Origin of the sequence: Pseudomonas sp. RIT-PI-AD, from assembly GCF_025642785.1 — a bacterium.
Taxonomy (GTDB): Bacteria; Pseudomonadota; Gammaproteobacteria; order Pseudomonadales; family Pseudomonadaceae; genus Pseudomonas_T.
Genome location: NZ_JANZKU010000004.1, coordinates 128,123 through 140,987, shown reverse-complemented (window position 1 = coordinate 140,987; position 12,865 = coordinate 128,123). Strand labels below are relative to the sequence as shown.

Genomic DNA, 12,865 nt, shown 5'->3' with positions numbered 1-12,865 from the left:
TTTCCTGTTCGGGTTGTCGCTCACACCAACGCCATCAGCGTGGCGACGAATACGCTGGATGCGGAGAAAGTCATTGCACGGGAAGACCAGGTGTTGAACAGCTGGGTGAAGCTGGCCAGACCGCGGTCGAGCTTGGTGTTCTGGCGCGTCCAGGACTGCTGGTCGAGGCGGAAGAACACGTAGATCTTCACCATGGCGCCGACGATCTGGTTGTAATAAAGGATCACGGGATAGGCCGGGCCGATGCGGTGGCCGGTGACACTGAGCAGCAGCGTGAGGATCAGCCGGGTGAGGCCGATCCACAGCAGGTAGACCAGCAGGTAGGCGATGCTGTACTTGAAGCTGGCGATGACCGCCACGGCCAGGCCGAGCAGGCTGGTCCACATGGATACGCGCTGGTCGAACAGCACCACCGAAGTGAACAGGCCGAGGCGGCGCATACCGAGTCGCAGGGCGCGCGAGTTCTGCCGCAGGTTGTTGCCGTACCAGCGGAACATCAGCTTGCGGCTGGCCTTGATGAAGCTCTTCTCCGGCGGGTGCTCGACCGTGTTGATCGCCGCGTCCGGCACGTAGAAGGTGTCGTAGCCCAGGCGCATCAGGCTGTACCAGCTGGACTTGTCGTCGCCGGTGAGGAACTGGAAGCGCCCCAGGCGCCAGTGTTCCAGGTGGTCGCTCTCGACGTCGGCGATGAACTCGGGGTCGGTGACCACCGCGGCGCGGAACACCGACATGCGCCCGGTCATGGTCAGTACGCGCTTGGACAGGGCCATCGAGCACATGTTGAGGTGGCGCTGGGCGAACCGCAGCTTGTGCCACTCGCTCATGATGTAGCTGCCGCGCACTTCGCAGAACTCGTTGGTGGTCAGGCCACCCACGTTGGGGAACAGCTTGAACCAGGGCACGGTCTTGCGCACCACGCCTTCCGCCAGCACGGTGTCGCCGTCGACCACGGCCACCACCGCATCGGGGTTCGGCAACTGCCGGGAAATGGCGCGGAAGCCATAGGCCAGGCCGTCGCGTTTGCCGGTGCCGGGGATGCGCACGAAGTCCAGCTTCACCCGCTCCGGCGGATTCAGCTTGGCCCACTGGTTCTTGATCAGCAGCTCGTCCGACAGCTCGACGATGGAGCAGACCACCGTGGTGTCGTAGCCGCACTCGATGGCTTCCTGGATCACCGAGCGGTAGACCATCGCGGTGGTCAGGGCGTCGATGCGGAAGCTGGTCACCAGCAGGAAGACCTGCGACGGGTCGGTCGCCTTGCCCAGCTTGCGCAGCTTGCGGCGGTAGTAGGGGTAGACGACGTAGAGGAACAGGGTGCCGCGCAGGAAGTGCAGCGCGCCCATGGAATACCGCCAGATGCCGACGATGCCGATCAGGAAGATGAAGTTCTTCGAGTCGGGATCGAAGATCGTCCTCGGCAGCGCGAGCGCCAGGAGCATCAGCAATGTGAGGTAGAACAGCCACCCTGCAGCCTCGTTGAGGCCGGACTTTAGCGTGTGCATGACCATATCCATCTAATTTCCGGCCACACCCGGGTCGACGTGCTCGCATCGCGAGCGCGCACCCGGGGGACCTAACGGCTAAAGGCAGGAGCTAGGAATTACCAGCAAATACCTTCCGCGCCGGCTACGGCGGCGTGAGGCATGAAACCGACCAGATCGACGATTCGCTTGCCGTCCGGTGTCTTTTGGGCGAGCGAGGCGAATTGCTCGTCGCTGTTGCCCAGCACGATGATGTCGGCGTTGTCGATGACGTGCTTCAGGTCGCTGTTGAGCAGCGAGGACACATGGGGAATCTTCGACTCGATGTAGTCCTTGTTGGCGCCGTAGACCCGCGCATATTCGACGTTGCGGTCGTAGATGCTGAGGTCGAAGCCCTTGCCGATGAGCATTTCCGCCAGTTCCACCAGCGGGCTTTCGCGCAGGTCGTCGGTGCCGGCCTTGAAGCTCAGGCCGAGCAGGGCGACCTTGCGCTTGTCGTGGCTGGAGATGATGTCGAAGGCTTTCTGCACCTGCGCCGAGTTGCTGCGCATCAGCGAGCCGAGCAGGGGCGATTCCACGTCCAGTTGGCCGGCCCGGTAATTGAGGGCGCGGACGTCCTTGGGCAGGCACGAGCCGCCGAAGGCGAAGCCCGGACGCATGTAGTACTTGGACAGGTTGAGTTTGTGGTCCTGGCAGATCACGTCCATCACTTCGCGGCCGTCGACGCCGACCGCCTTGGCGATGTTGCCGATCTCGTTGGCGAAGGTGACCTTGGTGGCGTGCCAGACGTTGCAGGTGTACTTGATCATCTCGGCGACTTCGATCGGCTTGCGGATGATCGGCGCGTCGAGTTCGCTGTAGATCGCTGCCAGCACGTCGCCGGCCGCGGTGTCGGATTCGCCGATGACGGTCATCGGCGGGAAGTCGTAGTCGCTGATCGCGGTGCTCTCGCGGAGGAACTCCGGGTTCACCGCCACGCCGAAGTCGATGCCGGCGCGCTTACCGGAGCAGTCTTCGAGGATCGGGATGACCACGTTCCTGGCCGTGCCCGGCAGTACGGTGCTGCGCACCACTACGGTGTGGCGCTCCTGCTTGTCGCGCAGGACGAAGCCGATTTCACGGCAGACGGATTCGATGTATTCGAGGTCGAGATCGCCGTTCTTCTTGCTCGGCGTGCCCACGCAGATGAAGGAAACATCGGTCTCGCGAACGGCAGCGGCAACGTCGGTGGTACCGCGCAGACGACCGGTGCGCAAACCCTCTTGCAGCAGTTCTTCCAAGCCGGGTTCGACGATCGGCGATTTGCCCTGATTGATCAGGTCGATCTTGTTCGCGGAGATATCTACGCCCACGACATTGTGACCGCGTGCCGACAGGCAGCCGGCGCAGACTGCACCGACATAGCCCAAACCAAAGATGCTTATACGCATCGTGTTCACCTCTTCCATTGGTACTCTTAATTAAGTGGCGTTTTACGGCCACATCCGTTTAGCCAGCGAACTTATTTATACAAATAAGTTTGCAGGGCGCAGGCATAAGAAATAAGGGGCACTCAAATAAGTGTGCCTGAATGGGCTTTTAATTAACGCATGCCCTTGGGTTAAGGAGTTGAGCGCCGATGGCTCTAGCTCCTGGATTTGGATCGGTAGGTCAGGTTTTTTAAAACGTTCTCCCGAATGCCCGGTTACTGTCATGAAGTTGCAATCGCCCCTCGAACGTATTCGATGATAGAGGCAGTTTGGTATCACGCGGAATGCAGGCGCGAAGAAGTATTGTTTCCGGGCTGTAGGAGTGCCCTGAAAAATGATAGTTCAAACCGTTCGTCCTGTTTTTGCACGGGTCGACACTTTAAAACTTTAGTTAGGTAGTCGCAGTTTGATGGCACGGCGGGGCGAAACCCTGGATAAATCGGAAGTTGGGGGAGAGTAACTTCGCGAGTTAAGCGAGGGGGCGTTGGAATTGTCCGACAATAATAAAGCGGATTTTCGTGACGCGTTTCGCATCCTGGTCGGAGGCGAAACGCGTGCGGGCGCTGGGGCTCAGGCGGCCTGATCGCGGAGGAAAACCAGCTTGTCCGGTTTCGAATCCGCGGCCGAATAGCGATAGCCCTGGAGATCGAAGGTCTTCAGCTGGGCGGGGTCGGTGACGCGCTCCTTGATCACGAACCGCGCCATCAGCCCGCGGGCCTTCTTGGCATAGAAGCTGATGATCTTGTACTGGCCGTTCTTCAAATCCCTGAACTCGGTATCGATCACCCGGGCGGACAGCACCGGGCGACGAATCGCGGAGAAGTATTCGTTGGACGCCAGGTTGAGCAGGACGTCGTCACCTTGCTCGGCCAGCGCCTCATTCAGCCAGAGGCCGATGCGGTCGCCCCAGAAGGCGTAAAGGTCCTTGCCGTGGGGGTTGGCCAGCTTGGTGCCCATCTCCAGGCGATAGGGCTGCATCAGGTCCAGGGGGCGCAGGATGCCGTAGAGGCCGGAGAGCATGCGCAGGTGGCGCTGCGCGAAGGCGAAGTCCGCTTCGTCGAAATCCTCCGCCTGCATGCCGGTGTAGACGTCGCCCTTGAAGGCCAGCAGCGCCTGCTTGGCGTTCTGCGGGGTGAAGTCCGGGGTCCAACTGCCGTAGCGCGCCGCGTTGAGCCCGGCCAGCTTGTCGGACAGGTGCATCAGTTCGCCGATCTCCCGCGGGCTGAGCTGGCGAAGTTGCTCGATCAACTGGCTCGCCTGGTCGAGGTGTTGCGGCTGGGTGTAGCGGGAAATGCGCGGTGGGGTTTCGTAATCGAGGGTTTTGGCGGGGGAAATCACCATCAGCATGGCGGTCGGCTCCTGGAGGCGTTGGCGGCGATTGTAGGCGGTGGCGACGGAGGCCCTCCAGGGAAAATGCCGAGCGCTTGGCAGCTCGGCGAGTCCGCTGTTGCGCTTTAATGGCCTTTCGCTATAGTCGCCGCGCGTTTTTTGCGCACCCCATCGATTCCTCCCCCACTCGCATCCCCATTCAGGAAGGTTGCAATGCAAGCGCCTGTTTCCCGCTGGCTCGCCACACTGCTGTTCACCTCCACCGCGCTCTGCGCCCACGCCGATCCGCTGCCCCTCGAAGTGCTCAGCGCGGTGGTCAAGGATGAGAAGATCGCCGGCGCCGAAGTGCTGTTGCAGCGCAACGGCGCGCAGAGCCTGGTCGGCAAGACCGACGCCCAGGGCGCGGTCACTCTCGACGCGAACTTCGCCGACGACGCCTCGAACCTGCTCATCATCAAGAAGGACGGTTATTCCAACCTGGTGGTGAAATGCCCGTGCAAGGGCATGACCTATGCGCTCAGCCCGGTGATGCGCAACCTCGACGGGATGCGCATCGTGCTCACCTGGGGCGCGACGCCCAACGACCTGGACTCGCACGTCGCCTACCCGGGCAACCATGTGTACTTCGATCACAAGGAAGGGGCGGACGCCGACCTGGACGTGGACGACATCGACAGCTACGGCCCGGAGACCATCACCCTGCGCAAGAAACGCTTCGGCGAGTCCTACGTCTATGCGGTGCACGACTTCACCAACATGAACAACCCGGGCTCCCACGACCTGGCCAACAGCCAGGCGAAGGTGTTCGTCTACATCGGCCAGTCCCTGGTGCGCACCTACTACGTGCCCCGCGGCCGTGCCGGCAACCTGTGGACCGTGTTCCGGGTCACCGCCTCCGGCGACTTCCAGGACATCAACGGCTTCGAGGGCAGCGAGGTGAGCGACCCCAACGCGGTGCTCGGCGAGATCACCCCGATGCTCGACGACAGCCGTGCGGTCGCCGCCCAAGTGGTCGGCGCCGGTGCGCAGAGCGATGCCCGCACGCTCAACCAGAAAGGCGAGGCCGCCTACCACGCCGGCCAGCTCGACGAGGCCATCGCGCTGTACCTGCAGGCCATCGAATTGAACGATGGCTACGGGCAGTCCTACAGCAACCTCGGCCTGGCGTACCAGAAGGCCGGGCGCACCGCCGAGTCGATCTGGGCCAACCGCAAGGCCATCGCCCTGGCCAGCGGCGCCAGCGCCAACAGCGTACGCGCCAGCTCTTACTACAACATCGCGCGGATCTATGAAGCGGCCGGCCAATACGCGGATGCCTTGCAGCACTACCGCCTGGCCAAACAGGAAAAGGCCAATCCGGTCTACGACAAGGCCATCGAGCGGGTGCAGAACCGCTGATGCACGTGGCCGGCGCGGTTGGCCGGCCAGCTTCCTCGACGCGCCCACCTGGGCGCGTTTTTCGTTCTTTCAGGAGTGTCTTTTTCATGTCGATTCGTTCGTGCCTCGGCGCCTGGCCGCGAGCTTCCTGGTTCGCTGGTCTCGCGCTGGCGGCCGTCACGCTGGTGCCTGCGTCGCTCCAGGCGGCGGGCCCGATGGTCTTCGCCACCATCGATCGCAGCGGTTGGCCGGAGCGGCTGGATACGCCCGCCGGTTTCGATATGGCATCCCGTGCGGAAATCCTCATGTTCGGCAAGGCGTTGCTGGCCAGCGAAGCCCTGGACGACGCCGCGCTGAAACAGCGCCTCGGCGTGAAGCAGGTCGAGCGCTCCTCGGTGGAGGCGGTGAGCCAGCGGTTCTGGCGGCGCCTGCTGGAGAACTACCGGCTGGCGGCCCACGACTGCGCCGGCGCGGCCTTCTGCCCGGCAGTGGCGGACCTTGGCGCGCTGCGCCAGCAGGCGGCCGGTTTCACCGTCGCCGCCGATTCGCCCTATGCCCGCTGGGCCGAGGCGAGCCGCAGCTTCCATGAGACCTATCTCGACGAGCAGCTCCGGCTGGCGGCGCTGTTCCCTCGGATCAGCAGCGAGATCGAGCGCTTCCAGGCCGACGAGCACAATGGCGACGAACTGCCGGACCGGCGCTTCCTGCTGACCTTCGACGACGGTCCCACCGCCGTGGGCGGCCAGACCGATGCGGTAGCCGCCCTGATGCGCCGCGAGGGCCTCCACGGGATGTTCTTCGTGCTCGGCGGCAATCTGCAGGCCCGTGCGACCAAGACCTCGGCCCAGGCCCTCGGCCAGGTGTACGAAGGGCAGTGCGTGGCTTCCCACGGCTGGGAGCACAAGTCCCACGCCCAGTGGACCGATTGGCAGGGCTCGGTGACCCGTACCGCGGCGCTGATCCGCCAGACCCTGGGGGACGACGCCTACCGGCCGCTGTTCCGCCCGCCCTATGGCCAGCGCCGTGCCGATGCCGCGCCGTTCTTCGCCGCCCAGGGTATCCGCGTGTCCCTGTGGAACATCGACTCCCAGGATTGGAGCCGCGCCATGGGCGCGGAGGCCGCGGCGCAACGGGTGCAGACGCTGATGCTGCTCTGGCGGCGCGGCATCGTGCTGTTCCACGATATCCACGCCAAGGCGGCGGAGGCGGTGCCGCGCCTGCTGGCGGCCAACCGGGGCAACGGCGTGGAGTGGCTGGATTGTCACGCCTACCGGTAACGGCGGGCCGAGCAGGGAGATGAGGGCTCGGGGGCAGGACTCCTAACACTAGCCGTCGGCCGGGTCGCCGCCAAGGTGATTCGTCGTGCCGAGAAAAAAACCGGGACGATGACGAAAAGTACTTTTTTCCGTCATCTTTTTTACGGTATTTACCAAGCTAGACCGCCGAAACCTGCGGACAGGTGGCGGCCCCGGCCCGCTTCCCGTTTGCGCTGGTTCGAGTGTCGGTGTCGATGCGTCCCCTTGGAGCTCGCGCCGGCCCATGGTCCGTCAGGCGTTCCCCGCGCCTGCCGGTCCGGTGGTTCACCCCGTGGCGGAGCGCCGTACCGGCATTCCGTCGCCAGGCTCCGATAAGAAGGTGACCCTGTATGGATGATCAAGGACGCGCCAGGCCTACCCAGCCCACCCTCTACGTTCTCGACACCAACGTTCTGATCCACGATCCCAACGCCTTGCTGAATTTCCAGGAACACCACGTCGCCATCCCGATGACCGTGCTGGAGGAACTCGACAACCTGAAGTCCGGAAAACATAGCGTCGCCGCCGAGTGCCGCCAGGCGATCCGTCTGATCGATCACGTACTGGGCGCCGCGGAACCCGAGGAGGTGGAGCAGGGCGTCCCGATCCAGCGGGGCAAGAGCGGACCTTGCGGCAACCTGTCGATCCTCATGAGCAAGCGTGCCGAGCCGGTCACCTGGCTGCCGGAGCACCTGAACGACAACAGGATCATCAACCAGTTGGTCGAGCTGCGTAGCCGCTTCCCCGGCGAGCGCGTGGTGCTGGTGACCAAGGACATCAACATGCGCCTCAAGGCGCGCGCCTGCGGCATCGCCGCCGAGGATTACCACACCGATCAGCTGGTGGACGACATCAGCTTGCTGTCCCGTGGCTACCACGCCCTGAACGGCTCCTTCTGGGAGCGCGTGAGCAAGGTGGACACCCGCCAGGACCACGGGCGCACCTGGCACCGGGTGCAGCTCACCGACAACCTGCCGGCGGTCCACGTCAACGAGTTCATCCTCGACGAGCAGGGGTTCGTCGGCTGGGTCAAGGGCATCGAGCAGAGTGAGCTGATCATCCTCGACCTGCACCAGGAACCCCTGCTGCACCAGGAAGCCTGGGGCCTGCGCCCCCGCGACATCTACCAGGCCCTGGCGCTGTTCGCGCTGCTCGATCCGGACATTCACCTGGTCAACCTGACCGGTGCGGCCGGCTCCGGCAAGACCATCCTGGCGCTGGCGGCGGCGATCGAGCAGACCATGGTCAGCAAGCGCTACCGGCGGATCATCGCCACCCGCAGCGTGCAGGGGCTCGACCAGGACATCGGCTTCCTGCCGGGCACCGAGGCGGAGAAGATGGAGCCCTGGCTGGGGGCGATCACCGACAACCTCGAAGCCCTGCACATGGACGACGAGAACACCCACGGCAGCGTGGACTACATCCTGCAGAAGGTGCCGTTGCAGTTCAAATCGCTGAACTACATCCGCGGGCGCAGCTTCCAGCAGAGCCTGATCCTCATCGACGAATGCCAGAACCTCACCCCCCACCAGATGAAGACCATCATCACCCGCGCCGGCAGCGGCTCGAAGGTGATCTGCCTGGGCAACCTGGCGCAGATCGACACGCCCTACCTGTCCGCGACCAGCTCGGGCCTGACCTACCTGACCGAGCGCTTCAAGGACTTTCCCCACGGCGTGCACATCGCCCTGCAAGGCGTGCCGCGCTCGGTGCTGGCGGAATACGCCGAGGCGCACATGTAGGCCGCGCCGGACGCCCGTCGTCCGGCGGGCGTCGCGGCGGCTGGGCGGGGGCGCCGGACGCTGTATACAATCCGCTGGCGGGCGGCGATCGCCCGCCGTCGGAGGAGCTACGTTGTGCTGACCCATCTCGATTCCCAAGGCCGTGCCAACATGGTCGATGTCACCGATAAAGCGGTGACCTTCCGCGAGGCGGCGGCCGAGGCGCGGGTGCGCATGCGCCCGGAAACCCTGCGCATGATCCAGCAGGGCGGCCATCCCAAGGGCGACGTGTTCGCTGTCGCGCGCATCGCCGGCATCCAGGCGGCGAAGAAGACCCACGAACTGATCCCGCTGTGCCATCCGCTGCTGCTCACCAGCATCAAGCTGGAACTCCACGCCGAGGGCGAGGACAGCGTGCGCATCCTCGCCCGCTGCAAGCTGTCGGGGCAGACCGGCGTGGAGATGGAGGCCCTCACCGCTGCCAGCGTCGCGGCCCTGACCCTCTACGACATGTGCAAGGCAGTGGATCGCGGGATGATCATCGAGGGGGTGCGGGTGCTGGAGAAGCGGGGCGGCAAGAGCGGCGATTACCAGGCGGACGCGGAGGCGCCGCGATGATCCGGGTGCAGTATTTCGCCCGTTATCGGGAAGCGCTGGGGCTGGACGGCGAGCAGTTCGCCTGGGACGCCGGGCTGCAGCGCCTGGACGACGTGCGCCAGCGCTTGCTGGCGCGGGGTGGCATATGGGCGCTGCTCGGCGAGGCGGGGCTGATGTGCGCGCGCAACCAGGAACTCTGCGCCCTGGACGAGCCCTTGGAGGATGGCGACGAGATCGCGTTCTTCCCCACCGTGACCGGCGGCTGAGATGAGCATCCAGGTCCAGGAAGCGCCGTTCGATCCCGGCGTCGAGCTGAATGCCCTGCACGCCGCCCAGCTCGGGATTGGCGCGGTGGTGAGCTTCGTCGGCTACGTCCGCGATTTCAACCAGGGGCGCGAGGTGGCGGGCCTGTTCCTCGAACATTATCCAGGGATGACCGAAAAGGCCCTCGCGGCGATCGTCGAAGAGGCGGAAAGCCGCTGGCCTTTATTGGGTCTGCGGGTGTTGCACCGGGTCGGTCACTTGGCCCCGGGCGAGCCCATCGTGTTCGTCGGGGTGTCCAGCGCCCATCGCCAGGCGGCCTTCGAGGCCTGTGCGTTCGTCATGGATTATCTGAAAACCCGCGCACCCTTCTGGAAAAAGGAAGAGACCCCGGAGGGTTCCTGCTGGGTGGAGGGGCGTGGTAGCGACCAGCAGGCGGCGAAGCGCTGGGAGCGCTAAAGCCCGGACCCGAGAAACGGGAAGAGGGTGAGCGACCGGGCGAAGAGGCGCGGCGGCTTGGGTGCCTTCGCGTTGCGCTGAAAGGATCCCGGAAAGCAATCGGCCCCGACTGCCTGGGGCGGTCGGGGCCGATGACTACAACGTTGGTTGCGGGAGCCGGATTTGAACCGACGACCTTCGGGTTATGAGCCCGACGAGCTACCAGACTGCTCCATCCCGCGTCTGTGGGTCGGCATTCTAGCGAAAAACCAACCCCTGTCAACACTTTCCTGAGAAAAAGTGTTTTCTCTTCAACTATTTACAGCGCCGGCGAAGCGGCCGAATCGGCTCCAGCCCATAGCCGGCGGGGCATTCGGGCGCTTTTGCACGTGCAATTTCAATTGTCCGGGTCGTCGGTGATCACGTTGGAACGGTCGTCCTTGGCACCGGCGCCGATCAATTGCTGGGCGTCCTGTTCATTGAGAAAAACCCGGGTTTCCGGCAAATCGATCACCGACATGCGTTTTTCCGGATCGGTGGTGATCACCAGCGAGGAAATCGCTCGCGGATAGCGGTTGCCTTCTACGACGAAGGTGCAGGAGTCGTTGGGTGCGTCAATTTCCACGTTCATGGCGTTTCTCCCGAGCTGCTGCTCGTTGTTGTTGGACGCGTAGCGTCTTCTCTAGGTGAGAAACGGGAGATTCGAGGGAAGTTCCGAGTAGTTCATGGACCGCGGCCGCCTTGCGACGGACCCGGAGGTTTCACATGTTCCGGCGATGATCCGCTGGGCGGCCTGGCCCCGGCGCGGACGGCATGGCCGGGCGATGGGCCCGTGGAAGAGGGCGCCGCGGCGCCCGCGCCGGAGGATCCGGTTCAGCGGCGCAGCATGGTGCGGACTTTTTCTTCCAAGGCATCGATGCTGAAGGGCTTGAAGATGATCTCGGTGCCGTTGCCGAATTGCCGGTTGACGATATCGCCGTCGTGGGCGTGGCCGGTGATGAACAGCACCGGCAGCCCGGGGCGCAGTTGCCGGGCCGTTTCGGCGAGCACCATGCCGTTCATGCCGCGCATGCCGATGTCCGTCATCATCAGGTGGATCGGCTCCTCGCCCTCCAGTGCCTGCAAGGCCTCGAAGGCATTGGCGGTCTCGACGATCCGGTAGCCCAGGTCGGCCAGCATCTCCACCAGGAGCAGGCGGATGCTGTTGTCGTCCTCGACGATCAACAGCGTCTGCTCCGGTGCGTCGTAGGGCGAAAGGGCGTCCTGGGAACGAAGGTCGTCTGTGTTCAAAGCTGATGTCCTGAGTGGTGAAGGATGTGGCGCGGGGCTGGCGGGTTTCCGGGGTCAACGAGGTATTCCGGGGTAAAGCGACCACCCTGCGTGAGCGTTCGTTCACGGTCGAATGGAAGGCCGGATTGTCGGACAGAACCTAGGAGCGCGGGCGGCGATATTAGTTTCGCGGAGGAAGGGTTTTCATCGGGTTGCGGCGTTCAGTGGCGCTTCTTGTCCACTTCGCGAACCACGTCGTCGATCAAGGTCATGAGCAAGTCGTCGTTGGAGAGATGGCGGTCGTTGAGGGCGCGCCGGACGATGCTGTCGGCGAGACAGTCACGCACGGTGATCTCGGTGCGTGAGCCTTGCCTGAGAACCGTCAACTGACAGTGGCGCGGGAGGCCATGGGACAGGTGTCGTTCGAGTTCCAGCATGGCGCCGTCCTTTAGAAAACCGGATCGTTGATCGGGGGTTCGGTGATCTTGCTCAGGCTGGGTTGATAGTCGTCGTCGATATCTGGAGCCTGGCTCATCTTCAGAATGGCCTTGCGCAGTTCCACCGCATCGTTGAGCTTCATCTGCGGAACCAGGAAGCGGGTGGCCCTGCCTTTCTGGTACAGCACCATTTCCACCATGGTCCCGCCGGTGTGCTCGATACGGACATGAATATGCTCGGCCAGCGACAATCCGTTCGTCACGAAGCGAAAGGCGGCGAAGCGTTGATCATTCAGGTTCGGAAAGCTCATGCCTGTTTGACAGGAGGTCGCGGGTCAGTTTCATGTACCTGCGTGCCGCCTGTCGGAGGGTCTGGCGCCGGTAGACGAAAGGATGATAAGCACGCCCGCTATTCATCCATTCCGACGCAGCCGGGCGAGATGCAGGGCACCCGGGATCGCCCGGGGCGGCAGGCGCTCGCATACCGGTGGTATCCCTCGGAGGCTCCATGCCCTTGAGCGAAAAACAGCGCGGCGTCCTCGACGGTATGCTGCTGGGGTTGGCCATCAGCGTGATCGCGCTTGCCTCGGCCATCCTGGCGATGCCGGCCGGGGCGCCCTCGTCCCCGGACATCCCCGCTCGGCTGGCTGCCGCACTGCGCTGGGATTTCCTGGTGATCGCCTGCCTGGCGGGCGGTATCGCGCTGATCGCTCGCCATCGTTTCGTCACACCCGAGGATATCGAGGGCAGTGGGATGAGCGCGGGTTCGGATCGCGTCCGACATTACCAGGCCTGCCTGCAGAACACCCTCGAACAGGTCGTCCTGGCGGTGTGTACCCATGGCCTCTGGGCCGTGGCGATGCCGCCCCGCTGGCAGGGCGCGGTCGCCGTGGCGGCGGTGCTGTTCCTGCTCGGGCGGATTCTGTTCTGGCGCGGTTACGCCCGCGGCGCGCCGGCGCGCGCCCTGGGGTTCGCGCTCACCTTCTATCCCAGCCTGCTGATGCTGCTGGCGATCGGCCTGGGCCTGGCCCTGGGGTTGGGCCGGTAGGCGGCCGTCCCACGCCGCTCCGACCGTTCGGCGGCCGACCCGGAGCTCCCGCCTGCGACGGCGTTTCGCGAAGGGGCAAAAGACGGCGCAGCGGATATCATGGCCGAGGCTGCGCCGCGCCGGAGGCAAATGCACGCAGCACA

14 protein-coding genes and 1 tRNA gene are annotated in these 12,865 nt (G+C 64.2%); 7 read left to right on the top strand and 8 right to left on the bottom strand.

The features are described from left to right. Positions 1 to 20 precede the first annotated feature (20 nt). The 3 genes from alg8 to yaaA form a co-directional block, all read right to left on the bottom strand. A complete protein-coding gene (gene alg8 / locus OGL92_RS05085; RefSeq protein ID WP_263141531.1) occupies positions 21 to 1,508 on the bottom strand; it encodes a mannuronan synthase in 1,488 nt (495 codons plus the stop codon). A gap of 92 nt (positions 1,509 to 1,600) precedes the next feature. Beyond that, the gene (gene algD, locus OGL92_RS05080) at positions 1,601 to 2,911 is read right to left on the bottom strand and encodes a GDP-mannose 6-dehydrogenase (protein ID WP_263141254.1); all 1,311 of its coding nucleotides are present in this window, start codon (positions 2,909 to 2,911) and stop codon (positions 1,601 to 1,603) included. A gap of 609 nt (positions 2,912 to 3,520) precedes the next feature. Continuing rightward, positions 3,521 to 4,297 carry a peroxide stress protein YaaA gene (gene yaaA / locus OGL92_RS05075; RefSeq protein ID WP_263141252.1) on the bottom strand — a complete coding sequence of 259 codons (777 nt, stop codon included), beginning with the start codon at positions 4,295 to 4,297 and terminating at the stop codon, positions 3,521 to 3,523. A 195-nt stretch (positions 4,298 to 4,492) separates the two neighbouring features. Between yaaA and OGL92_RS05070 the strand changes: the two genes are divergently transcribed. The 6 genes from OGL92_RS05070 to moaE all read left to right on the top strand — a co-directional run bounded on the left by OGL92_RS05070 (position 4,493) and on the right by moaE (position 9,989). Beyond that, on the top strand, positions 4,493 to 5,677 hold the full coding sequence (locus OGL92_RS05070; protein ID WP_263141250.1) for a tetratricopeptide repeat protein: 1,185 nt from the start codon (positions 4,493 to 4,495) through the stop codon (positions 5,675 to 5,677). 194 nt (positions 5,678 to 5,871) lie between these two features. Beyond that, entirely contained in the window at positions 5,872 to 6,933 is a 1,062-nt protein-coding gene (locus OGL92_RS05065; protein ID WP_263141529.1) for a polysaccharide deacetylase family protein, read from the top strand. A gap of 368 nt (positions 6,934 to 7,301) precedes the next feature. Next, the gene (locus tag OGL92_RS05060; RefSeq protein ID WP_263141247.1) at positions 7,302 to 8,693 is read left to right on the top strand and encodes a PhoH family protein; all 1,392 of its coding nucleotides are present in this window, start codon (positions 7,302 to 7,304) and stop codon (positions 8,691 to 8,693) included. 114 nt (positions 8,694 to 8,807) lie between these two features. Beyond that, positions 8,808 to 9,290, top strand: coding sequence for a cyclic pyranopterin monophosphate synthase MoaC (moaC, locus tag OGL92_RS05055; RefSeq protein ID WP_263141245.1), 483 nt, complete (start codon positions 8,808 to 8,810; stop codon positions 9,288 to 9,290). After that, on the top strand, positions 9,287 to 9,535 hold the full coding sequence (locus tag OGL92_RS05050; RefSeq protein ID WP_263141243.1) for a MoaD/ThiS family protein: 249 nt from the start codon (positions 9,287 to 9,289) through the stop codon (positions 9,533 to 9,535). The genes moaC and OGL92_RS05050 overlap by 4 nt, the downstream gene beginning before the upstream one ends. A gap of 1 nt (position 9,536) precedes the next feature. Beyond that, on the top strand, positions 9,537 to 9,989 hold the full coding sequence (moaE, locus tag OGL92_RS05045) for a molybdopterin synthase catalytic subunit MoaE (protein ID WP_263141241.1): 453 nt from the start codon (positions 9,537 to 9,539) through the stop codon (positions 9,987 to 9,989). A gap of 144 nt (positions 9,990 to 10,133) precedes the next feature. Here the strand turns inward: moaE and OGL92_RS05040 are convergent. The 5 genes from OGL92_RS05040 to OGL92_RS05020 all read right to left on the bottom strand — a co-directional run bounded on the left by OGL92_RS05040 (position 10,134) and on the right by OGL92_RS05020 (position 11,985). Continuing rightward, positions 10,134 to 10,210, bottom strand: a tRNA-Met gene (locus OGL92_RS05040). A 155-nt stretch (positions 10,211 to 10,365) separates the two neighbouring features. Continuing rightward, positions 10,366 to 10,599 (bottom strand): DUF3203 family protein, encoded by a 234-nt coding sequence (locus OGL92_RS05035; RefSeq protein WP_263141239.1) that lies wholly within the window; start codon positions 10,597 to 10,599, stop codon positions 10,366 to 10,368. Positions 10,600 to 10,841: 242 nt separating this feature from the next. After that, positions 10,842 to 11,258 carry a response regulator gene (locus OGL92_RS05030; RefSeq protein ID WP_263141236.1) on the bottom strand — a complete coding sequence of 139 codons (417 nt, stop codon included), beginning with the start codon at positions 11,256 to 11,258 and terminating at the stop codon, positions 10,842 to 10,844. Positions 11,259 to 11,458: 200 nt separating this feature from the next. Beyond that, entirely contained in the window at positions 11,459 to 11,584 is a 126-nt protein-coding gene (locus OGL92_RS05025; RefSeq protein ID WP_263141234.1) for a hypothetical protein, read from the bottom strand. Between the two features lie 101 nt (positions 11,585 to 11,685). After that, entirely contained in the window at positions 11,686 to 11,985 is a 300-nt protein-coding gene (locus OGL92_RS05020; protein WP_263141232.1) for a hypothetical protein, read from the bottom strand. A gap of 197 nt (positions 11,986 to 12,182) precedes the next feature. On the opposite strand from OGL92_RS05020, the gene OGL92_RS05015 reads away from it, so the two are divergent. Continuing rightward, a complete protein-coding gene (locus tag OGL92_RS05015; RefSeq protein ID WP_263141231.1) occupies positions 12,183 to 12,722 on the top strand; it encodes an MAPEG family protein in 540 nt (179 codons plus the stop codon). Positions 12,723 to 12,865: the final 143 nt, after the last annotated feature.

Coding starts and splice junctions, on each gene's coding strand:
- OGL92_RS05070 (WP_263141250.1), top strand. CDS start 4,493: ATGCAAGCGCCTGTTTCCCGCTGGCTCGCCACACTGCTGTTCACCTCC.
- OGL92_RS05020 (WP_263141232.1), bottom strand. CDS start 11,985: ATGAGCTTTCCGAACCTGAATGATCAACGCTTCGCCGCCTTTCGCTTC.
- alg8 (WP_263141531.1), bottom strand. CDS start 1,508: ATGGTCATGCACACGCTAAAGTCCGGCCTCAACGAGGCTGCAGGGTGG.
- OGL92_RS05065 (WP_263141529.1), top strand. CDS start 5,872: ATGGTCTTCGCCACCATCGATCGCAGCGGTTGGCCGGAGCGGCTGGAT.
- OGL92_RS05060 (WP_263141247.1), top strand. CDS start 7,302: ATGGATGATCAAGGACGCGCCAGGCCTACCCAGCCCACCCTCTACGTT.
- OGL92_RS05050 (WP_263141243.1), top strand. CDS start 9,287: ATGATCCGGGTGCAGTATTTCGCCCGTTATCGGGAAGCGCTGGGGCTG.
- moaE (WP_263141241.1), top strand. CDS start 9,537: ATGAGCATCCAGGTCCAGGAAGCGCCGTTCGATCCCGGCGTCGAGCTG.
- algD (WP_263141254.1), bottom strand. CDS start 2,911: ATGCGTATAAGCATCTTTGGTTTGGGCTATGTCGGTGCAGTCTGCGCC.
- yaaA (WP_263141252.1), bottom strand. CDS start 4,297: ATGCTGATGGTGATTTCCCCCGCCAAAACCCTCGATTACGAAACCCCA.
- OGL92_RS05015 (WP_263141231.1), top strand. CDS start 12,183: ATGCCCTTGAGCGAAAAACAGCGCGGCGTCCTCGACGGTATGCTGCTG.
- OGL92_RS05035 (WP_263141239.1), bottom strand. CDS start 10,599: ATGAACGTGGAAATTGACGCACCCAACGACTCCTGCACCTTCGTCGTA.